Genomic DNA, 21,814 nt, shown 5'->3' with positions numbered 1-21,814 from the left:
TGTAGTTAAGCTGCATATTGTCCGCGTTGTTCACCGTCCCGACAGGCTGAAGGAACTGCTGCTGGAGGATCGAAGGCTTTGCGGAACTCGACTGGGATTGCGGTCCACCCCACGCGTTCTGTCGGCGCCCGAGAAACTGGCCGATCATTTGAGACAGGTGATTGCCCATTTCCCGATCTCAGACAGAGTGGTGGCGAAGGCCACAGCGCCGGATGCCGCACCCGCCGCGCCTTTGAGCATCTCGCCCGCATTCGACAGATACGTATTGATGCGGTCCTTTTTCGGCTCTGGCTTCTGCAGTTCCGCCGTGGCGTCGGATATCGACTGAGTGACCTTGAGCCGATCAACTTCAGGCACACTCTCCAAAAGGGCAATCTCGCTTTGCAGAGAAGTCAGCATCTTGCTCAAATCGGATGAAGTGCTTCCCGGCGACAGCACCATTTGACCATTCATGTAAATCGTGTCGGCGGTGTTGACCTGATTTACCGTTTGGAAATACTGTGTGATTTGCATCGTGGCCTCCCTGCTCTGGCGGGTTTGATAAAAATGCTAGCATCGATATGAGACAAAGCAAGCCATTATCGATACGAGACAACGCAAGCCGTTGTTTCTGCATGGGGTCAACGGGCTCTGGCATGCAAAAGGAAGCCCTGATATGGCTGACTTGTGCGATGAAATCAGGACGCAACTCGGCGCCTTGTGCTATCAATGGCTCTGCGCGTGCGCCATTTATCCCGGGTTGAAAATTGCTCTGACGATTCATCTGGGCAACGTGCTTGCCCGTGAAGCGGCTCGGCCGACGCCGAATGAAGCCGAGATTCGGGCGCTTTGCAGTCTGGAGTGGTTTCGAACCGGACGCATTCCGACGGAAATCCGAGGGCGTCTGATATCGGATTTACTTCCGGCATTCAGGATGCCTGTTCGTCGTGCCATAGAGCGATATCTGTTCGAGGCCATCGAGTCGGACGGGGTCGGGGCGAGGCGCTATTCGATCGTCCACTACAGCCGGCCGCCGTCGGGCTGGAGCGCTACGGTACGCGAATTCATCCATGCCCTAGTGGAACGAAGCGCGGTCACGGACGCCATATTCATTAAATACATGGTGCGCTCGCGGCGCTCTTTTGGAATGTTCTCGATCGAGGGCAAACGCGCCCGCGTGCTTGGCGCGAGATTTGCCGGAAGCCTTGACCTTCCCATCGGTTTGGCTTTTCTTTTCTCGCTGATTCTTTGCGCCATCGTGTGGCTTTATTTTCCGCCGCCGGCGCCACCGGGCGCGTATATCGGGCAGGTGATCGATTTCCGATGGACTTATTCATTCGCTACCCCCCATGAGCGGCGATGGACTTATCTGGGAAACGGAGTTTGGCAGGAATACTACGCGGCCGATCCTGTCACCCGTTTTGCCACGATCGGTCATTTCACTGTGAATGGTTGCGCGGGAACGTTTCTGCAGAAGAGCGACAATTTGCTTCAGGCCTTCGTGCCAGATAAAGGGTGCCCGAATATGTCGGTCGTCTTCAAGACGAGTCCCGGTGGGCCTTGGGAATTGCTGGGCGTCATGAGCCACATGCAATATGCACTCGGTTGGCGGGGCGCGTCACGAGCGACCACGCCGGTCGGCTATCCGCAACCTGCATCGCAAGCAACTAGGGCTCCCGTCTTGAGCAATATCGAGCAAGATTCGATGCAATATCAAAAGGAGATCGCACAGCAGAGATCCGCACTTAGCAGCGCCCAAGACAAACTGCGCCAGCTTCTGGCGAGCGCGCAGACGGGTAAGGTTTCGCAGACCGAAATCTCGAATGCGATCACCGCAGTTCACACCGCGGAATTTGGACTCAAGACGTCCACGCAGAACCTTGCAATCAGCCGCGCATCCGGAGCGGACGAGAAGGCGGGACTGGCGATACAGCTTTCCGAGGATCAGGTCGGATTGCGTAAATCAGAGCTGCAGCGCACGCAGGACGACTACGCCCACGCCGTGGAAACCCGAAAAGCGATGAGACATCGCAGGCGGAGATTGCGCGGGCGCGCGACGCCGTGCTTAAGGCACGAAGCGCGGTGGACGCCGCCGAGCGCGAACTTGCCGCTCTCAGTTCCAACGCACCCAAAAGCACCCCTCAGCAGGCAGAGCTGGCATCGGGAGCAGCGAATAACGCGCCGCGGCAGGCGAACAAGACCGTGCAAAAGCTAATCCAGGCGAACTGCGGCGCGACGGGTGGAAAAGCGTGCAGCGGTTTTCCCACCGTCGATGCTTGCATCGAGCCTGATTCCGGAATGCAGTTCATCACCGATACTGCGGAAATTCAGGGGAAAACCGTCATCGGCGATGGAAATGTCTGGACTACTTCGAAGGATTCCCACGAGATCTGCGCCCGGGCGGATGCGTCCGTTACGGCCGATGGAAGGTCTAGCCGCGCATCTGCTTCAATATCCGCATTGGAGACGCCGCTGAAGTAGCCGAATTTCAATGGCGCCCAAGGGCATGCTTCGAAGTTGGCGGTCGTAGTGCTGCGCGGCTTATCACAGTAATACCCGGTCCGAACCCTCATCTTGGAACCGCTTGCGCCCTGGCTGAGGCCTATCGATGATCGCTGCCCAGCTTCTCTCGATCATCTTGACGTTCGTGGTCGCCGGCGGCGCTCGCTTCGGCCCGTACTTTCGAGAGAAAGGCAAAAACCGCGCGATGACCGAAGACATTCAGCGCTTGACGCGTGCTGTTGAAGACATCAAGGCCGAAAACGCTCGGGAACTAGCGGATCTGGCTCACCAAAATAGCCTTCTAATCGAGCAGACGAAGTCACGGCAACTATTGCGCGTTGCCGCAATTGACAGACGACTACAGGCGCACCAAGAGGCGTTCACTCGCTGGCGCCGTATGATGGGCGAAGCGCTATCCGAAAACGTGGGGCCGCTTATTGTCGAGTGGTGAAATTGTCCGTTTTGTCACCAACAGAATAGCAGGCCGCCTTATCGCGACAAAACCGTCCCACGACCATACGCAAAGTCACCGCCGTCAGCTTCGCGCTGCCGTGCTGCTCGATGGACGCTCAGGTGCCACGCGAGCGTGGCCGAGCCGTTGCGCAGCGCAAGCTGCACCAGGTCATCGAGCATCGTGCCCAGAAACCGCTCCATCGCCTCGGGGCTCGCAGCGTGAGGCGCGTGGCGTGGTTCCGTAGTACCGACGCGCAATGAGGGCGGGCCCGATGCGTTGCACGAACGCGCGCAGCGCCGCGAAGTCGGTACGTGTATAGATGCGCGGCGGCGGCAATTCCAGTTGCTGGACCTGATTGACGATGACGCTCTCCTCTTGCTCGCGCAGTGTTAAAGCAAATGATTACGCCAAAACCGGGGCTCAATCGTTGTTATCCTCTATTTAGTCATTGCACGTTGGTCTGCTAATAACAATTAGTAAACCAAATCATCTTGTCGTGAGACAAGTTCAGGTGTGGGGCGGTTTTGTGCGTCGCGGGTGCGAAGTGTGTCGCGCTCGAACGCAGACAAGCCTTCGCCGAGACAGTCCAGGGACAGGAGTGCTGTCATGCGTCCTTGGCAGTGGGCGGCAATCGCCTGATCGACCTTGCGCGTGACGCGTGCGATCTCTTGCACTCTGAAACGCTGCGACAAGTCATTCACGCCTTCTGACGCGTTTCGGTAGGGGTAGTTCGGCAACCACGGTCAGCGCGTTTTCAGATAGGCGGCGTACAGCCCGGCATGCAGATCACGCAGCGCCTTCCGCCGCTCGACCAAGTCATGCTGGCTACCCCGTCGCTCGAGGTCAAGGATCTGCAGCAGCAGACGCGTTGCCCGTTCTGGAGAGGTGTGGCGCGACGGTTGTGCTTCGCGAATCCGCGACGCCAAGGCTCCCTTTTCGACGAGTACCCATGCGGGGAACCACGCCAGATCAGCGGTCTGGCCTGCACCCTCGAACTGCGCGTCGAATTTCCTGAGTAGCGCGTCCAGCGTGGGATCACGGAGCTCAGCAACAAGAGACGCGAAGCGCCCGGGAGACAGCCAGGCCAGTTCCGTCAGCAACGGCCAAGCCACTCCCAGTCCATCTGAGCAATAGCGCGCGCGTGCCATCCACATCAATGGGGTTGGAATGCGCCGCCAGGACTCAATCTGCTCGATGGCTTCGGTAGCTGCCGCCCAGTCGCCGGCGCGCAGCCATAGGGGGCGCCGCGTGATTGTCACTGTCATCCGCGCGAAAAGCCAACGGCGTTGCCCGCTGAGCTAGTGCGCGCCAGCAAGGAATTAGCCACGCGCGTCCATCAGACTCGCCAAACAAGCGCAATGCAGCAGGGCTGACCTCGTCGATCAAAGCCCGGCGCGTCTCGTCAAGGGTTCGAGGATCCGTGAAATATGCAGTCGCGTCGCGCTCGAGCTCACCGACCAACATGGTGAGCGCGATGAGGGTGTCGTCCTCAGGATATTCATCTGCCATTCTTTGCCATGCCTGTCGGGCGCTGGACGCATGGCGGCGTTGCAGGGCTTCCAGCACATCGTTGCGGAGCATGACGTCACGGCTATCGGCGAAGATGTCGAGCTGCATGGTGGCGAGACTCAGAAAAGTGGGTCGCTCAGATCCGTCAGATTAGCCCATTTGACGGCGCTGTTGAACCGGCCGTGTTTGCATTTTTCGGGTTGATTCGCCATACGCGTCGAATAGGAATTGCGAATCGGACCCCAACGTCGAATACCGACCCGAGGCAATCAAGATTGTCGTGTTCGCGGCGATTTGCCCACCGGGCTACTGCTCTTGCGCGGGCCTGGTGTCGGCTTAGCGGTGGGCTTCGCTGCCCGCTTTGCCGTCGGCACCTTCTGCTTGGCAGCGGCCTGCGTCAGCGACAACGCGAGTTGGTCTCGTTGATCACGTGCCTGCGCCGCTTCATCGACATAACGCGCGTTGGCGGTGCGCAGCGCATCCAGATTACCCTCCAGAACACCGACCTGCTGACGCAGGTCGCCGACTTGAGCCTGCAGTTTCTGCACCTCATCCCGTTGCCGGGTACTGCCCTGCTCCGCTTTCCGGTTGGCCGCGTCCAGCTCCTTCTGCAAGCGTGCGGCCGCTTGCCGCTCGCGATCGATTTCCAGCAGCGCCCGGGTCTCGGCGGCTTTGAGGCGCTCCTGCGCCAGCGTGCCGTCGGCACGCAGCTTGTCCAGTTCAGAAGCGAAATCATGCCGCGCGGTTTCGAGCGCCCGCTGCAACTGCTGCTCGCCCTGTTGCGCCAGTCGTACCTGCTCCTGCAGCGTCGACGCCGTGGCGACGGCGATCGCCAGCGCCTGGTCCAGTTCTGTTATGTGGATCTGCGCGCCGTCCAGCGCGGCCGCACTGCCCGTCAGTTCCTGACGGACCTGGTCACGTTCGGCCTCCGCCTGAGCCTGCCGAGCTTGCGCGTCCGCGGCCAAGCGTTGCACCTCGAGCTGCGCGGCGGCCAGTTGTTCTTGCGCCATATCGACCGCCCGCGTCCAGAGCACCGCGGCCAGCTCGCCGGTTGCGAATTGCAGCTCTGCCGGCAAGTCCGGGTGCTCGATGCGCACCCGGCTCTTTTCACGCAAGGTGGCCCAAAAGCGCGTTAGCGCCTCGGCCGGCGCGCTCATGCTGCCTTTCTTCACCAGTTGATACAGCCGGTTCGCGGTGGGCGTGACGCCGTGCCTAAAAAACAGCAGCACGCAGACCTCGCGATACAGCTCCTGCGTGCGCGGGAACTGCGTCCGCAACTGCTCGATTTCCGCGTGCAGTTGCGCCTCGAGGGGGGCTGAATCATCCATGGCGAGCTTTTCCGGGAAATCAAGACGTTGATAATATAACGTATAATGTTAATTATCTCGATATCAAAACCATAAATTAGACATTATGACTATAATGTCGAGTAAAATAACGCATTGTGTGAATTGACTACGTCTTCGTTGCTATGCCGCTTCCTGAGCTCCTCCGCGTATCCAACGCCGCCCTCGTGCCGATCGAGAACTTGTATCTCCCACCAGAACTCGACGGTAGCCTCGGCACGAACCGCGCGCTCGGCACCCGGCCTCAAATTGCTGCCCAAAACGACGTCGACGCCATCCGGGCGTGGCTCGCGCGATTCGTCGACACAAAGGCGACCTTCGACACCTATCGCAAGGAGTCCGAACGCCTACTGCTGTGGTCGACCACCGAATTGAAGAAACCCCTCTCCTCGCTCACGCACGAAGACCTACTCGTCTACCGGCGCTTTCTGGCCGACCCGCAACCCGCGCAGCGTTGGGTCATGACCGGTCGCAAAGTGGCTCGCGCGGATCCGCACTGGCGGCCGTTCGCGGGACCGCTCTCCCCCGCGAGCGAGCGTCAGGCAATTGTGATTCTGAATACGCTCTTCGCCTGGCTGGTCAACGCGGGCTACCTGGCCGGCAATCCCCTGTCATTGTCTCGTCAACGCGCACGCAAGGCCAAGCCCCGCGTGACGCGCTTCCTCGAGGACGACCTGTGGCAGGCCGTCAAAACCTCGATCGACGCGATGCCCCGTGTCACCGCCCGCGAGCAGGAACACTACGCGCGGGTGCGTTGGCTGATCTCGCTGCTATATCTGATGGGGCTGCGCATCTCGGAAGTCGTGAGCAATCCGATGGGCGGCTTTTTTAGACGGCGCGATCGCGAGGGCCAAGACCGATGGTGGCTGACGATTACCGGCAAGGGCGACAAGGAACGCTTGCTGCCGGCGACGACAGAACTGATGGCCGAACTGGCACGCTATCGCCGTCACTATGGTCTTGCGACCTTGCCCTACAGTGGCGAACCAACCCCGTTGCTCTTGCCTATCGGTGGCATACACCAGGCCATGACACGCGGCGCCGTGCACTTGATCATTAAACAGGTGTTCGACAATGCTATTGTGCACTTGCAATTGACCGGCGAAGCGCACGAGCGCGCATCAGAACGATTGCGGCAGGCATCTGCCCATTGGCTACGGCACACGACAGGCTCTCGCATGATGGATGGCCAAGTCGATCTGCGATACGTCCGGGACAACCTGGGGCATGTATCGATCTCAACCACGAGTCAGTACTTGCATGCGGACGACGATGATCGACATCGCGCAACAGAAGCCGGGCTGAGACTCAACTGGTAGAGATTTATAGGGGCCGGTCGCCGACTACCGGCGATTGGCAGAAGTCGACCCATTCCGGACGCCGCACCAGATGCCATTTCAACGGCAGATTTCAAGGTGCAGCGGTCACTCATGCATTCCGTTGGCCGGTACCTGAGCAGCACAATAATGTAGTCGCCGGCTCGCGGCATCGCTCTATCGATTTCAGCTTTGCATATGTGCCCTGCTGCAAAGATGGGTGGCAAGCGTGCACCGCTCGAACCGGCCGACCGATCTGCGGTCGATGATAAAGATTCCTTCATTACTTCGTTGAGACCGGCGGCTTGAGCCCGTACGCTAACTCGGACCCTGGGACTGCGTGTACACGGCCCTGAGGCACGATGCTCTCGCGTGGCGTCACATATGGCGCAGTAGCATCAGGATGCAGCGTTCGCGCATCAATAAACACTGTTTGACGGGCAACGCCCCTGACCAATTGCGTTTTTCAGCCGGAACCGGTCCAGACCTCATCGGCTGAAAAAGCATGGGCCGAGGCGTCGAACTTGCGTTGCCAGATCTGAAATCGGAAAAGGATTTCTCGAAAGAACCTCTGCCGTCGCCGCTAATAAACCCCAACAACGCTATCACTTATCTCGAGAACGAACGATGATTCAGCGCAAACCCTTTCAGTTCAGCCGCCGCACTACCCTGCTCAGTCTGGCGAGTGCCGCAGCCGGTGTTGCATTGACGCCGCTGACATCGCTGGCAGCTAGCGCGGCCGGCTGGTCGGCCGCGCCGGAGGTTGCACCGAGACGGGGTGGTCGGATCACATTGCTGGTCAATCCCGAGCCGAATGCGCTGATCAACTTCGCAACCACCGCCGGCGCCGAGCAGAAAATCAGTCCGAAGGTAACCGAGGGGTTGTTGAGCTACGATTTCGATGTTCGTCCGCAAGCGCAACTGGCGACGCAATGGACCATCAGCACGGATGGCCGCGAATACGTCTTCAAGCTTCGTCCAAATGTACGGTGGCACGACAGCAAGCCGTTCACATCGAAGGATGTGGCCACGTCAATAGGATTGCTCAAGCAGTACCATTCAAGAGGACGCTCGACCTTCGCAAACGTGATCGAAGTTGCAACGCCCGATGCTCACACGGCCGTATTGCGATTATCAAAACCGGCGCCCTACCTCATCTACGCGCTGGCTGCGTCCGAGTCGCCCATCTTGCCCGCTCATCTGTACGACGGCAGTGACCCGCTAAGCAATCCTCATAATATCAATCCCATAGGGACCGGACCATTCATTTTCAAAAGCTGGGCGCGCGGCAGTCACGCCGTCTTCGCCCGTAATCCTGACTACTGGGATGCGCCAAAGCCATACATCGACGAGTTGGTGGTGCGCTTCATGAGCGATCCAGCCGCACGCGCTGTTGCGCTGGAAACGGGTGAACTGGATCTCGCCGGGGAGAATCCGGTCCCGTTGACCGACATTGCTCGGCTACAGGCGTTGCCGCACCTGGCTCTCGAAACCCGTGGCTACAGCTATGACGCGGCGCTGACGCAACTGCAGTTCAACCTCGACAATCGTTACCTTGCCAATCCGAAAGTGAGGCAAGCGATCGCCCATACTATTGATCGGCAAGCAATCCTGCGCTCAGTCTGGTACGGCTACGGGATCATCTCGCCGTCACCGATCAGCCCGCTGCTCACCCAGTTCTATGATCCGGCCGCGAAAGCGTTGCCGTACGACCTTGCGAGCGCCCAACAGTTACTGGACCAAGCGGGTTTCCCACGTCAGTCCAACGGTTTCCGCTTCAAGCTGAATCTTGACTACAACCCCTATGATCCGACCTTCGCCCGCTTGGCCGAGTATCTACGGCAAACATTGCGACGCGCGGGCATTGAGGCAACCGTACGCTCACAGGATTTCGGCAGTTATGTGAAGCGTATTTATACCGATCGTGACTTTGATCTCGACGCGAATTTTTTGGGCAACACCTTCGATCCGACGGTCGGCGTGCAACGTCTCTACTGGTCGCACAACTTCAAGGCAGGCGTGCCGTTTTCGAACGCAACACACTATCAAAGCCCGGAGGTCGATCGGTTGCTGGAGACCGCGGCGGTAGAAAACGATCCGCATAAAAGAGTGGATTACTTCAGGCAGTTTCAACAGATCGTAGGACGTGATTTGCCGATCATCGACCTCGTGACGCTGAAGCAGGTGACTATCTACAACAAACGCGTACACAACCATACGCTCACCGCCGACGGCCTGAGCGGCAACCTTGCGGATGTGTTTGTAGCGTGACGATGGGACTTGCCGGGTCTTGGTCAACGACTCGGCGCCGCCTCCCTACATGGCTCGGCGTGTATGGCCCGTCTATCGAGCTTTTAACGCCATCCATTAGCTGTTGCGCAGAATATGCAAAGCAAAAATCGTTGATTGTTGAAAACGTGCCAACGCCCAAGAATATGCATCCACTCATCCGCACGACCCAACGACGTGGAGCAAACAATGAGCAAGGCCAAGCGGCAAATCAAGCTAGGTGCTTTCCTGATGGAGACCGGGCACCATATTGCTGCCTGGCGTCATCCTGATACCCATCTGACCGGCGGGCTCGATTTCTCGCACTACGCTCACCTCGCCCAGATCGCCGAGCGTGCGAAATTCGATGCGGTATTTTTCGCGGACAGCGTAGGCATCCGCGACACGAATCTCACCTCGCTCTCGCGCACGGCCCGCGCCGACCACTTCGAACCGCTGACCCTGCTGGCCGCCTTGTCGGTGGTCACGAAAAACATCGGCTTGATTGCGACCGTTTCCACCACGTTCAATGAACCGTTCAACGTCGCCCGCAAGTTCGCCTCTCTCGACCACTTGAGCGGCGGCCGCTCGGGGTGGAATCTGGTCACATCAAGCAGCGAAACGGAAGCGCTGAACTTCGGTTTCGAGCAACACCCGGCGCACGCAGTTCGCTATGAGCGCGCACGCGAGTTCTACGACGTCGTCGCGGGCCTCTGGGACAGTTGGGAGGACGACGCTTTCATCCGCGACCGTGACAGCGGCGTCTATTTCGATGCCGACAAGCTCCATACGCTGGACCATCGCGGCAAGCATTTCAAAGTGCGCGGCCCGCTCAACGTCGCCCGCTCGCCGCAGGGTTGGCCAGTCGTCGTGCAAGCCGGGGCATCGGATGCCGGCCGCGAGCTTGCCGCGCAAACCGCGGAGGTGATCTTCGTTGCGCACCAGACTCTCGACGAAGCCAAGGCGTTCTATCAGGACGTAAAGGGACGTCTCGCCAAATACGGCCGGCAACCTGACGATCTGAAGATCATGCCGGGTATCTTCCCGGTCATCGGCAGGACCCACGACGAGGCGCACGCCAAGTTCGACGCGCTACAGGACCTTATTCATCCCGATGTTGGCCTCGCGTTGCTGTCGAAAATGACTGGTGGCGTGGATTTGTCGAAGTATCCCATCGACGGGTCGTTGCCCGACCTGCCGGAAACGAATGGCGGCAAGAGCCGGCAGCAATTGCTGTTCGATCTAGCGCGCCGCGAGAACCTGAGCATTCGCGACCTGTATTTGCGCATAGCGGGAGCTCGCGGACACCAACAGGTCGTGGGCACGCCGGAGAGTATTGCCGATCAATTGCAGCAATGGTTCGAGGAAGAAGGTGCGGACGGTTTCAATATCATGTCGCCATGGTTGCCAGGCGGCCCGACCGAGTTCGCCGAGCTGGTGGTGCCGGAATTACAGCGGCGCGGACTGTTTCGCACCGAGTATGAAGGCACGACGCTGCGCGAGAACCTGGGCCTTTCACGTCCGGAGAATCGCTACGCTCAGGCTGGTCGGAAACGCGCGGCGAGTTGACCCGTCTTCGAAGGACGCCTGCCGGTGGATGCGATGGAAGAGCAATCACCACCGGGTGTCGATCGGAAACCCGACCAGTACTACTGAGCATATCCGCAACGGCGTGCGTGGACGGAGCTTCCTAGACGCGCTCCGAACGCCCCTGTTTGAGCGATGCTCACAAGCCCATGATTCGTCGCACGCCAAATGCCAAACGCCGATAACGTTTCACGTATTCGTTATTGGATCGAGCCACCGCGCATTCTTATACTCGATTCCTGTTAGCACCCATCTTCGAGGAGTGCTAGTCATTCACCATAATGGAATTCAACCATGAGCCTACGTCCGCTACACGACCGCGTAATTATCAAGCGTCTCGACCAGGAAACAAAAACCGCTTCGGGCATTGTGATTCCCGAAAGCGCTGCTGAAAAACCGGACCAGGGCGAAGTCATTGCCGTCGGCCCCGGCAAGCGTGATAGCGATGGCAAGCGCATTGCACCCGACCTGAAGGTCGGCGAACGCGTGCTCTTCGGCAAGTACTCGGGCCAGCAAGTCAAGGTCGACGGCAACGAACTGCTCGTACTGCGCGAAGAAGATATTGTCGCCGTAGTCACCCAACAATAACGGAGCTTCAGAAATGGCAGCCAAAGAAATTGTCTTTAGCGACACCGCGCGTTCGAAGCTGGTTGAAGGCGTCAACATCCTCGCCAATGCAGTGAAAGTAACGCTTGGGCCCAAAGGCCGCAACGTCGTGCTGGAGCGCAGCTTCGGCTCCCCGATCGTGACGAAGGACGGCGTATCGGTCGCGAAGGAAATCGAGCTGGCCGACAAGCTGCAAAACATCGGTGCGCAACTGGTGAAGGAAGTCGCGTCGCGTACCAGCGACGACGCTGGCGACGGCACCACCACGGCCACCGTGCTGGCACAAGCGATCGTAAGAGAAGGGCTGAAATACGTGGCTGCGGGTCTCAATCCGCTGGACTTGAAGCGCGGCATCGACAAGGCAGTCATCGCCGCTGTTGAAGAACTAAAAAAGATCAGCAAGCCCACCACGACCAGCAAGGAAATCGCGCAAGTCGCGACCATCTCGGCGAATGGCGAGGAATCGATCGGTCAGCGGATCGCCGAAGCGATCGACCGTGTGGGCAAGGAAGGCGTGATTACGGTCGAGGACGGCAAGTCGCTCGACGACGAACTCGATGTGGTTGAAGGGCTGCAGTTCGATCGCGGTTACCTGTCGCCCTATTTCATCAACGATCAGGACAAGCAGGTCGCCGTCCTGGATGATCCGTTTGTGCTGCTGCACGACAAGAAGGTATCGAATATTCGCGATCTGCTGCCGGTGCTGGAACTGGTGGCGAAGGCGGGACGACCGCTGCTGATCATCGCGGAAGACGTCGAGGGCGAAGCGCTCGCGACGCTGGTCGTGAACAACATCCGCGGCATTTTGAAGACGGTGGCGGTTAAAGCGCCGGGCTTTGGCGACCGTCGCAAGGCACTGCTCGAAGACATTGCGATCCTGACCGGCGGCCAGGTGATCGCTGAAGAAACCGGTCTTACGCTGGAAAAGGCGACGTTGGCGGAGTTGGGGCAGGCCAAGCGCATTGAAGTGGGCAAGGAAAATACCATCGTTATCGACGGTGCCGGGGACACGAAGAATATCCAGGCACGCGTCAAGCAGATCCGCGTCCAGATCGAAGAGGCGAGCTCCGACTACGACCGCGAAAAGCTACAGGAGCGCGTAGCGAAACTCGCGGGCGGCGTGGCGGTGATCAAGGTGGGCGGTGCGACCGAGATCGAGGTCAAGGAGAAGAAGGACCGCGTTGACGATGCATTGCACGCGACGCGCGCGGCAGTCGAAGAAGGCATTGTGCCGGGCGGCGGCGTTGCGTTGATTCGCGTCAAGCAAGCGATCAGCGGCCTGAAAGGCGCTAACGCAGACCAGGACGCGGGCGTCAAAATCGTGCTGCGCGCATTGGAAGAACCGCTGCGCCAGATCGTCACGAATGCGGGCGAAGAAGCCAGCGTGGTCGTCGCGCGAGTCGCCGAGGGCACAGGCAACTTTGGCTATAACGCACAGACCGGCGAATACGGTGATCTGGTTGAATCGGGCGTGCTCGATCCGACCAAGGTTACGCGCACTGCGCTGCAGAACGCGGCATCGATTGCGGGCCTGCTGCTCACGACCGATGCAACAATCACCGAAGCGCCGAAGAATGCGGCTCCGGCCGCACCTGGAGGTGGACCGGGCGCTGGCGGACCGGGCTTCGATTTCTGAGCCTTCACCTGTAGTCACCGTGATACATAAGCACGTCGGCGCGTCCAGTTTTAGACGCGCCGACGTGTACTCCGGGATCACGATACCGCGGCTTGCCAGCTCTACGCTTTCTTATTCTTCTATTCACCCACTACTGACTAATCTTCTCTCTCTGCATGCTTGGTCGGCCCGTCACTTTCCGTTCTAAAAATCCATGGTCACCGTAGCCAGCCAGCTCGCCGAGCCATTCAATGATGCAGTGCGCGCGCTGCTGCCTGATGTACGGGTAATAGGCATACCGCGCGGCGTGCCGGCCGATCTGCCTGAGCAAACGTCGATCTTGATCGCTACCCCGATCATCATACGAGGTGCGCTGGCACCGCAACATGCGCCTTCCGGATGGCCCCTCGGGCTACGCTGGGTGCAGCTCGGTTCTTCAGGGATCGACTTCTATCCGCGTTGGTTCTTCGATGGACTACCCGTTACCACTGCGCGGGGCACCTCCTCCACTGCGATTGCTGAATTCGCGTTAGCCGCAATCTTTGCCCACGCGAAGCGCCTGCCCGACATCTGGATTCACGACGCGCAGCAATGGGCCCTGACACCGCTCGCAACGGTGCAAGGCAGCACGGTTGGCATATTCGGCTTCGGCTCTATTGGTCAGGCTCTTGCGCAGAAAGCGCTCGCACTCGGTGCCCACGTCATTGCTGTGCGGCGGCAAGGTTCTACCGCGCCGGACCTGCTCGGTGTCACGCTCGTTGCCGGTATCGCCGAACTGGTGCGGGAAGCGGACCATCTCGTACTCGCGGCGCCGGCCACCGCGACAACCCGACATATTGTTAACCGCGAGTTGCTTGCTCAGGCAAAGCCGCGACTACACGTGATCAATGTTGCACGCGGCTCATTAATCGACAACGAAGCGTTACTCGAGGCGCTTGCCGATGGTCGCGTTGGTTCAGCTTCGCTTGACGTTACCGAGCCGGAGCCGCTACCGGCTGGGCATCCGTTCTATACGCATCTGCGCGTCCGCCTGTCGCCCCATACGTCGGCGATTGGTCCACACAATGCGGCTGAATTGGCAGCCAAGTTCGTCCATAATTTCAGCGCCTTTACTCACGGTACAACGCTTGAAGATCTCGTCGATATCCACCGGGGTTACTAGAACCTGTCCCCGACTGCGCGGCCATCATCTCTGGATCTTTCAACCTCAACTTAACAAAATACCCCGAGTCGCCCTTATTCGGTCCAGTCATAACCTTCGATCAAACACACTTCCACTACACATCATCGCGATCAGTCTCAACAGCCGGGCTGATGCATGAACCACGGACCAGGACATTCCGACATCGTGCGCCAAGTTCTTCGTTTTTCCTTCGCGCTCGCCCTGCTTATTTTGGTAGCGCGACTCGCCATCGGTGCTCCCAGCTACCCTGAGGTCATTCGCATTGGCTATCAAAAAGGTAATAGCCTGGTGATTCTGAAAGCGAACGGCGAGCTGGAGAAGACACTGGCGCCGCTGCATGTCAAGGTGGAATGGCATGAGTTCGCTTACGGGCCGCCGATGATCGAGGCGCTAGCCGCCGGCGATATCGATCTCGGTTTCGTCGGCGCTACACCACCCGTCTTCGCTCAGGCGGGCGGCGCACCGAATCTCGTGTATGTGGGTTACGCGGCACCTTATGGAACCAACTACGGCGTTGTCGTGCCGGCCAAGTCGGAAGCACGCACGTTCGCCGATCTGAAGGGACAACGGATCGCTGTGGCTAAGGGTTCCGCGGGCGAATATCTACTGCTGAAGGCGTTGGAGAACGCAGGATTGACCCCCGCCGATGTCCGTATCACGTACTTGCAATACAGTGAGGCGCGCGCAGCAATTGAACGCGGCGACGTTGCCGCCTGGGTCGTGCCGGACCCGCGTCTGGCCGACGTTGAAACGAACGCCGGCATGCGTGCGATCACGACTGCGGCGAACCTTCCCGCGCAATACAGCTTCTATGTCTCTCCACAGGCATTCGCCCAAAAGTATCCGGCAGTCCTTCGCAGCGTGCTGGAACTCGTCGACGCCACCGAGCATCACGCCCAAACGCATATCGATGAAACGGCAGCGTTTCTGGAGAAAGATACGCGCGTCCCAGCGGCTGTCTGGCAGATAGCGTTGAAACGGAACCCGTGGGGCGTGAGTGCGCCGCTTACGCCCGAAGTCATTGCTGCGCAGCAGGAAGTGGCGGACACCTTCGCACGCTATCACTTGATTCCCCGGCCCGTTCATGTGGCAGACGCTGTCGTGCGAATTCCATCATCGGTTCCCCGCCCGGGCTTCGGCTGGGCTTCGTCAAGATAGAGCGCAGTGCTAAGCGGCGTTCGCAAAGGGAAGCGTATCGAGAAGCGGCTTGGCGAGGTGCAGGACCTCGTAGCTCGTGCCCGCTTCGCTTGCCGCCGGTTCATGCTCCAACAACACGATGCGCGTGAATGTCCAGTTCTGGGTGTCCACACCCACTGCGGTCGCGACAGTTGTGGATTGCTCAGCGACTTCACGGTTCCGCTCGACTTCGCTTGCGAACACGGCCGACAAGTCTGCGTCCAGAGGAATAGCCAGGTCCTCCCTGACGACGAATCGAGCATGGTGTGCGTGACCCTTGCGTGCGTCGAGCGCAAACCGCGTTTGAATGTCCGCCCGCCCGAAAGCATCGGTCACGACCTTGTAGCGACCGCTTACCAGGAAATCACGGAATGCATCATCCTGGCGCCACAGATACAGCGACGAATAACTATTCGCGATGGCCCCATAGCGCCCGCTTTCGCGCAGTAGAAAAGCCTTGAAGTAAAGCTCCGGAATGGTGTTCCAGAGCGGGCCCCGTTCCTTCGCCCGGGTGCGGATCAATCCGGTATCGTAATTGGCCGGCAAGCGATGGGAGTAGTGCGCGATGATCATGGCTAACGCTCCTTTTGGTGTGTCGGACTTGAACGCTTGATCACGTGCCGCGCTGGCCGAGGCTCGCCGAGAATCGCACAAGATAGCCGTCCGGATCTTGCACCAGGAACTGATGCACGCCCGATTCAATTCCACCCGTGCGATACCACTTTTGCTCGGGCGCGAGAAATAGAGGCCAGTCGACACGCTCCAACGCTTCGAGAATCGGTGCAAGCGTCTTTACGCTGACCTGGAAGTTCAACCCTCGTCCGAACGGTGCCTCCAGCACAGCCGTTATCCAGTTACGCCCACGCCCTCGCTCCTCCAGCATGATTTGCGCGCCATCGTGGTCCAGATAGGCGAAGCCCTCATCCAGGCGGTCATAAACAACCTCGAAGCCGCATAGATCACGCCAGAACCGCAAGCTGGTGTTTATATCCGTAACCAGCAATTCGGGCACCAGTTTGGCCGGTGTGAACGATGATTGCAAAGTACTCGGGCTCATTGATGTAAGGCGTCCACGTGCGCGCTGCTGCGGAAAATACTCGACGGCGACGTCACGCCTTTTTATAAAACTAAACTCTTCGTGTCAATAGCGCGAGATCCCGCACGCTTGCCAATGAGGCACCATAGCCGCTGAGAACGCCCGTCACACGACGCGTAACCGGAAAAGTCGCGGTACTCCTGGAGGGTTCAGCGGGATTGTCGCCTTGTACCGGCAGTTCAGTTTTTACCCGGCGAAATGCTATTTTTCCATCCACCTTGTTGATCACTTTTACGAACCCCTCTTGTGCAAGTGCACAAAGAGTGTCCCGTAAGATCGCGGTAGTAACGTCGAAATGTTGCGCCAAATACGTTGGATTGTAATCGCGGCCAATCTGCATGCGGTTGAGAAGGGTAACCTGCGTGAGCTTCATTGAGGATCCTTTAACTAAGACGGGTTCCTAACGATAGTAGTAGCGCCCCAAACCCGCTCCAAGCGACTTATGAACCTATCTATTCCCTGATTCATTCAATGTAAGCCTTCGCATGCTGCACTCGACAGAACCCTTCGCTCAACGCTTATGGTCAGTGCGACGTGCAAGCCATTCGCCGGCGAACTGCACAATAGAGACCAGTGCGATAAGGATCACGATCACCATGAACATGACTTGCGTCTCGTATCGTTCGTAGCCGTATCGAATTGCCATGTCGCCCAGGCCACCCCCGCCCACGGCTCCCGCCATGGCAGAGGTATCGATCATGGCAATGGCAGTCACTGTTATCCCGCCCAGAATGCTGGGAAGCGCTTCAGGCAGTAACACGTGCCGCACGATATGCCAGCGCCGGCATCCCATTGCTCGCGCGGCTTCAATCAAACCCGGCTCCACGCTGTTCAGACTGACCTGCACGATGCGTGCAAAAAACGGTATGAGATTCGCGCTAAGCGGCACGATGGCTGCCCACGTCCCAAGCGTCGTCCCTACAATGAAGCGGGTCACCGGCAACAGCGCGACCAGTAAAATAATAAAGGGGATGGCCCGAAACATATTGATGACGATCGACAACGTCTTGTTCAAACGCGGCTTTGGATAAAGCCCGTCGACAGCGGTTGCATTCAGTACAACAGCAATGATCAGACCTGCCACGATCGCGATCGCCATCGACACACTCACCATGAGCAGCGTCTGAAGGAGCGCGTGAATGTATCGGTCAAGTAATGGCGTGGACATAACCTAACACCTCTATGTGAGCAGCCGGCAGCGTCTTGCGCGCCTGTTCTTCATTCCACCCTTGCACGGGAACTGATATCAGCAGGTTTCCCTGCGCATGGCCACGAAGGCGATCCAGTCCGCCATGCAACAAGTTCGCGCCTTGACCCAGCGCAGCCAAGGCTGCGAACGGGACGCCACCGGGAAGTCCATTCCCCGGAAACCGGACCTTGAGAATGGTTTCGCCTGGCTGTCCGCGCAGATCCGCCACAAGCCTGTTGGCCAGATCCAGCGGCAGATCGTGCAGCAGTGGTCGCAACAATGCCCGGGTCGCATCCGCTTGTGGATTGCCGAAGACCTCCCAGACCTCTCCTCGCTCCACGACCTGCCCACCATCCAGGACCAGCACCTTATGGCAAATTTCCCGAATGACCGACATATCGTGCGTGATCAGCACGATGGTCAGGCCGAGCTTGCGGTTGATGTCCCGTAGCAGATCGAGAATGGATTGCGTGGTCTCCGGGTCGAGTGCTGAAGTAGCCTCGTCGCAGAGCAGGATCTCGGGATTGTGAACAAGCGCTCGGGCAATGCCCACTCGCTGCTTTTGGCCGCCCGATAGTTTGGCCGGGTAAATGTCCGCCTTATCACGCAGCCCTACGAGTTCGAGCAGCGCGTCAACTCGCTCTTGCACGATTTTCGGTTTCACCCCGGCAACACGCAAAGGCAGGCCGACGTTCTCCCTGACGGTCTTCGCGGAAAGCAGGTTGAAGTGCTGGAAGATCATGCCAATGCGCTGGCGCAGCGCAACGAGTGCATCCTCATCGAGCGTACCCACATCGATATTATCGACACGCACCCGCCCGGAACTGGGCGATTCGAGCATGTTTATCGCACGCAGCAGCGTCGACTTACCTGCCCCGCTACGGCCAATAATGCCGAAGATTTCGCCGCGTTCTACATTGAACGAGACGTCCCTGAGCGCCGTGACCGTCCCTTTGCGTCCTGAGTAATGTTTCTGCAAATTCTCAAACGCAATATGAACGTCCAGCGTCTTAGCGTCCGGCAGCGGGCCGCTAACCACGCGGCGAACAGAGTCATGAACATCGTTAATAGATGAACCTCGAACAGGAATTTGGCTTAAGCCGGGGACATACGAAATGGCGGGTTCAAAAGACATGCGCGCTGCTCAAAGGCATGCCGTCAGAACGCGGGAATGACTGAGCCGTTGAAATGCGTCTCAATGTAGGTCCGCACTTCCGGCGACTGATAGGCTTTGACCAGGTTCTTGACCCACGGCGCGTTCTTGTCCTGTTCGCGGACCGCGATGACGTTGACGTACGGATTGTGGTCCTTCCTCTCGACCGCAATACCGTCGCGAGTGGCAAACAGGCCCGCTTCAGAAGCGAAGTTATTGACGATCGCCGCGGCATCGACGTCCGGGAGCGAACGTACTTGCACAATATCCGAGGCTTCTACAAATTTAAGGTTCTTGGGGTTTGACGTGACGTCCTGCAACGTGGCCGTTCCCGTGAACGGATCAAAGCCGTCGCGCAGCGTAATCAGTTTGTGATCGCGCAGAATGACCAGCGCGCGCGTCTGATTGCTAGGGTCGCTTGGAATACTGACCGTTGCGCCTTCCGGCAAGGTCTCCAGTGATTTGTACTTCTTCGAGTAAAACGCAATTGGCGAGATGTACGTGTTCCCCACGGGCACGATCTTGTAGCCCCGCTGCTTTACCTGATCTCGCAAGAACGGGATGTGCTGGAAAGAATTTGCATTCAGATCGCCGTTGTTAAGTGCTTCGTTAGGGCTAGCTGTTCCCGTAATAACGATGGACTCCACTGGCAAGTGGTTCTTCTTCGCTACCTGGGTCACGATCTCCCAAATCTGTTCGTCGACACCCCCGCGCACACCCACTTTCAAAGGCGCTGAGTCGGCTGCGAACGCTGCGCCATGGGAAACCATCAACGTAGCAACAACAGTAGCGATCAAGCGTAAGCCTCGGCGAACCATAGTGACTCTCTCTTTAACGTTGAAAATAGTGTGGGGCGATTATAGGGACGGGGTTTACAAAGGTCTAAGAATTGTTCATTGAATGCTAATCACCGTTTAGCGCTAGCTTTTTGAAGCCCGGTAAGCGGTTCGGTAGTTGGCACATTGGATGTCTCCGCCTGTTTCTATCGAACACGTCCAACCTTGTCGTGTCCAACATGAATAAATTTGTATACCTAACTAGTACGATCGATAAAATACGAATGTTTTCGTTAAGCTTTCAAGCGCGCCCACCCTGCGTCGAAACCGCATGTTCAGCGCCGCTCATCGACGCCACGTCACCTTCATCGATGCACCCACGAAACAAGCAGAGGTGCAAAGACTATGCAGTCGCAACTGATAATTGCCCGATCATTCCTGTGTAAAGAAAATTCCAATAGCTTCGTTGCGACCTTACAAGCGCGATGCTTCAATCTGTCGCTCGAAGCGCCAAGGGTTCACTGAAGCAAGCACACGCTGCTCTTACGTCGCTTAACCTGCTGGATCACGTCTCGGACTGCGTCGGACTGACAGACCAAGAGCGGCTAAAGAGCGGGCTAGATCAGCCAGCAACGCGCGCGAGTGACTGCACTCTGTCCATACCCGCTTCCCTGGTGTCTCCAGACATTCCCAACCCCAATGCAAGGAAAGCGAGACAATGTCCGTCCAGCTTCTGCAAGACTCGTCCGCCGGCAAATCAACACTCGACCAGGCTGAAATAGGGCCCAACCCAGAGCCCAACCCAGAGCCCAATCTGCAGACCGGTCCGACTCGCCGCAGCCGTGAGGCGATCCTCGCCGACCTTCCTTCCATCGCAGAAGAGATCGCCAAAGGCGCGGTTGCTCGCGAGCTCGGCCGGGAGTTGCCGTTCGAAATTTTTCGCACTCTGCGCCAGACCGGGCTGACATGGCTGCGCGTGCCAAAACACTTAGGCGGCCCCGGCGGCACCCTTGCTGATCAGGTAGAGGTCATCTGCAGCCTGGCCGCGGCGGATTCAAACGTGGCGCACGCGTTGCGCAGTCATTTCGGCTTCCTTGAGTCCATTGCCGTCGATCCCGACGCGCCGGTCAGCCGGAAGTACGTAAAGGAAGTGCTGGCCGGAAAGCTCTTCGGCGGCGCACATATGGAAATCAATACGCCGCGGCCGAACATGCTGCGCACCAAGCTTGTGAAGCAAGGTGACCGATACATCCTGACGGGCAAGAAATACTACGCAACGGGTGCGGCTTTCTGCGACTACACCAGTTTCACCGCGCTCGACGAAGAAGGCCGCGTGACCGGTGCGCTGGTTCCTGCCAACCGCAAGGGTGTGCAGATCCTCGACGACTGGGACGGCATGGGCCAGCGACTCACCGCAAGCGGCGGCGTGGATCTCGATGACGTGGAAGTGTTCCCCGACGAGATCACCTCTCGACTCGACGGTAACCCGTTCGTGCGGCGGCACAATGCCACGCGCGCGCAACTGCATCTGGTCGCGTGCATTGCCGGCATCGTGCGCAATGTCTTCACCGATGCAGTCGGGTACGCCCAGAAGCAGGCGCGCTCGGCCAAGCACAGCCACTCCGAAACGGCGCGAGGCGATCATTTTGTGCAGCAGGTGATTGGTGACATAGCCGCGGCCTCCCATGCGATCAACGTGATCATTGCCGACGTAGCGCGAACGCTCGACGCTGCAGCGACTGGCATTGTCACGGGCGCGCCGAATCTCGATGAGCTCGTCATGGCGAGTGCGCTCGCGAACTCGAAGGCGCAGATCGTGGTCGGCAAGCTAGCCATTCGCGCAGCCGAAAAGCTCTTCGATACGGGCGGTGGATCGGCCACTTCACGCAAGTATGACTTCGACCGCCACTGGCGAAATATCCGCACGATCCTCAATCACAATCCGTTGCTTCTGAAGGGCCGGGTGATAGGCGATTACTACCTGAACGGCGAGCGGGCCGATTTCGACGAAGGCCGTGTGTTTTGACACCGTGCGTAGCTGCTGCGTCATGCTGTGTAA

The 21,814-nt window shown here is 58.5% G+C and carries 22 protein-coding genes; 10 read left to right on the top strand and 12 right to left on the bottom strand.

The features are described 5' to 3' along the window. Positions 1–144: 144 nt before the first annotated feature. Complete coding sequence (locus HB376_RS20485) at positions 145–513, bottom strand: hypothetical protein (protein ID WP_213765503.1); 369 nt, start codon at positions 511–513, stop codon at positions 145–147. Positions 514–664: 151 nt separating this feature from the next. On the opposite strand from HB376_RS20485, the gene HB376_RS20480 reads away from it, so the two are divergent. Continuing rightward, complete coding sequence (locus HB376_RS20480; protein WP_213765502.1) at positions 665–2,194, top strand: hypothetical protein; 1,530 nt, start codon at positions 665–667, stop codon at positions 2,192–2,194. Between the two features lie 393 nt (positions 2,195–2,587). After that, entirely contained in the window at positions 2,588–2,932 is a 345-nt protein-coding gene (locus HB376_RS20475) for a hypothetical protein (RefSeq protein WP_213765501.1), read from the top strand. A gap of 38 nt (positions 2,933–2,970) precedes the next feature. On the opposite strand, the gene HB376_RS20470 is transcribed toward HB376_RS20475, so the two are convergent. The 5 genes from HB376_RS20470 to HB376_RS20455 all read right to left on the bottom strand — a co-directional run bounded on the left by HB376_RS20470 (position 2,971) and on the right by HB376_RS20455 (position 5,772). Continuing rightward, positions 2,971–3,135 (bottom strand): hypothetical protein, encoded by a 165-nt coding sequence (locus HB376_RS20470; protein ID WP_213765500.1) that lies wholly within the window; start codon positions 3,133–3,135, stop codon positions 2,971–2,973. 273 nt (positions 3,136–3,408) lie between these two features. Further along, positions 3,409–3,627: a hypothetical protein gene (locus HB376_RS20465; protein ID WP_213765499.1), complete on the bottom strand. Its 219-nt coding sequence runs from the start codon at positions 3,625–3,627 to the stop codon at positions 3,409–3,411. Between the two features lie 51 nt (positions 3,628–3,678). After that, complete coding sequence (locus HB376_RS41090; protein ID WP_255631463.1) at positions 3,679–4,047, bottom strand: hypothetical protein; 369 nt, start codon at positions 4,045–4,047, stop codon at positions 3,679–3,681. 70 nt (positions 4,048–4,117) lie between these two features. Further along, positions 4,118–4,552 carry a hypothetical protein gene (locus HB376_RS41085; protein WP_255631462.1) on the bottom strand — a complete coding sequence of 145 codons (435 nt, stop codon included), beginning with the start codon at positions 4,550–4,552 and terminating at the stop codon, positions 4,118–4,120. A gap of 161 nt (positions 4,553–4,713) precedes the next feature. Then, positions 4,714–5,772, bottom strand: a complete 1,059-nt coding sequence (locus HB376_RS20455; RefSeq protein ID WP_213765498.1) for a DNA-binding protein — start codon at positions 5,770–5,772, stop codon at positions 4,714–4,716. Positions 5,773–5,915: 143 nt separating this feature from the next. Between HB376_RS20455 and HB376_RS20450 the strand changes: the two genes are divergently transcribed. The 7 genes from HB376_RS20450 to HB376_RS20420 all read left to right on the top strand — a co-directional run bounded on the left by HB376_RS20450 (position 5,916) and on the right by HB376_RS20420 (position 15,523). Further along, the gene (locus HB376_RS20450; protein WP_213765497.1) at positions 5,916–7,109 is read left to right on the top strand and encodes a tyrosine-type recombinase/integrase; all 1,194 of its coding nucleotides are present in this window, start codon (positions 5,916–5,918) and stop codon (positions 7,107–7,109) included. Between the two features lie 624 nt (positions 7,110–7,733). Continuing rightward, positions 7,734–9,377, top strand: a complete 1,644-nt coding sequence (locus HB376_RS20445; RefSeq protein ID WP_213765496.1) for an ABC transporter substrate-binding protein — start codon at positions 7,734–7,736, stop codon at positions 9,375–9,377. Between the two features lie 207 nt (positions 9,378–9,584). Continuing rightward, positions 9,585–10,943 (top strand): LLM class flavin-dependent oxidoreductase, encoded by a 1,359-nt coding sequence (locus HB376_RS20440; RefSeq protein WP_213765495.1) that lies wholly within the window; start codon positions 9,585–9,587, stop codon positions 10,941–10,943. 312 nt (positions 10,944–11,255) lie between these two features. Then, positions 11,256–11,549, top strand: a complete 294-nt coding sequence (locus HB376_RS20435) for a co-chaperone GroES (protein WP_213765494.1) — start codon at positions 11,256–11,258, stop codon at positions 11,547–11,549. 13 nt (positions 11,550–11,562) lie between these two features. Next, a complete protein-coding gene (groL, locus tag HB376_RS20430) occupies positions 11,563–13,203 on the top strand; it encodes a chaperonin GroEL (RefSeq protein WP_213765493.1) in 1,641 nt (546 codons plus the stop codon). A 193-nt stretch (positions 13,204–13,396) separates the two neighbouring features. Next, entirely contained in the window at positions 13,397–14,344 is a 948-nt protein-coding gene (locus HB376_RS20425) for a D-isomer specific 2-hydroxyacid dehydrogenase family protein (protein WP_213765492.1), read from the top strand. Positions 14,345–14,530: 186 nt separating this feature from the next. After that, a complete protein-coding gene (locus HB376_RS20420) occupies positions 14,531–15,523 on the top strand; it encodes an aliphatic sulfonate ABC transporter substrate-binding protein (protein WP_346730534.1) in 993 nt (330 codons plus the stop codon). 9 nt (positions 15,524–15,532) lie between these two features. Here HB376_RS20420 and HB376_RS20415 read toward each other — a convergent pair whose 3' ends face one another. The 6 genes from HB376_RS20415 to HB376_RS20390 form a co-directional block, all read right to left on the bottom strand. Next, positions 15,533–16,114, bottom strand: coding sequence for a DUF4865 family protein (locus HB376_RS20415; RefSeq protein WP_213765490.1), 582 nt, complete (start codon positions 16,112–16,114; stop codon positions 15,533–15,535). Positions 16,115–16,154: 40 nt separating this feature from the next. Next, positions 16,155–16,598 (bottom strand): VOC family protein, encoded by a 444-nt coding sequence (locus HB376_RS20410; protein WP_213765489.1) that lies wholly within the window; start codon positions 16,596–16,598, stop codon positions 16,155–16,157. A 70-nt stretch (positions 16,599–16,668) separates the two neighbouring features. Beyond that, on the bottom strand, positions 16,669–17,010 hold the full coding sequence (locus HB376_RS20405; protein WP_213765488.1) for a hypothetical protein: 342 nt from the start codon (positions 17,008–17,010) through the stop codon (positions 16,669–16,671). Positions 17,011–17,148: 138 nt separating this feature from the next. After that, the gene (locus HB376_RS20400; protein ID WP_213765487.1) at positions 17,149–17,805 is read right to left on the bottom strand and encodes a methionine ABC transporter permease; all 657 of its coding nucleotides are present in this window, start codon (positions 17,803–17,805) and stop codon (positions 17,149–17,151) included. After that, a complete protein-coding gene (locus HB376_RS20395) occupies positions 17,786–18,961 on the bottom strand; it encodes an ATP-binding cassette domain-containing protein (RefSeq protein ID WP_213765486.1) in 1,176 nt (391 codons plus the stop codon). Before HB376_RS20395 ends, HB376_RS20400 begins: the two co-directional genes overlap by 20 nt. A gap of 23 nt (positions 18,962–18,984) precedes the next feature. Next, positions 18,985–19,797, bottom strand: a complete 813-nt coding sequence (locus HB376_RS20390) for a MetQ/NlpA family ABC transporter substrate-binding protein (protein ID WP_213765485.1) — start codon at positions 19,795–19,797, stop codon at positions 18,985–18,987. Positions 19,798–20,473: 676 nt separating this feature from the next. Between HB376_RS20390 and HB376_RS20385 the strand changes: the two genes are divergently transcribed. Beyond that, the gene (locus tag HB376_RS20385) at positions 20,474–21,781 is read left to right on the top strand and encodes an acyl-CoA dehydrogenase family protein (RefSeq protein ID WP_213765484.1); all 1,308 of its coding nucleotides are present in this window, start codon (positions 20,474–20,476) and stop codon (positions 21,779–21,781) included. The last annotated feature ends 33 nt before the right edge of the window (positions 21,782–21,814 follow it).

It is taken from the genome of Caballeronia sp. dw_19, assembly GCF_018449515.1.
Lineage (GTDB): Bacteria > Pseudomonadota > Gammaproteobacteria > Burkholderiales > Burkholderiaceae > Caballeronia.
Note: the sequence above shows the minus strand (reverse complement) of the source record. Positions and strands in the feature narration are given on the sequence as shown.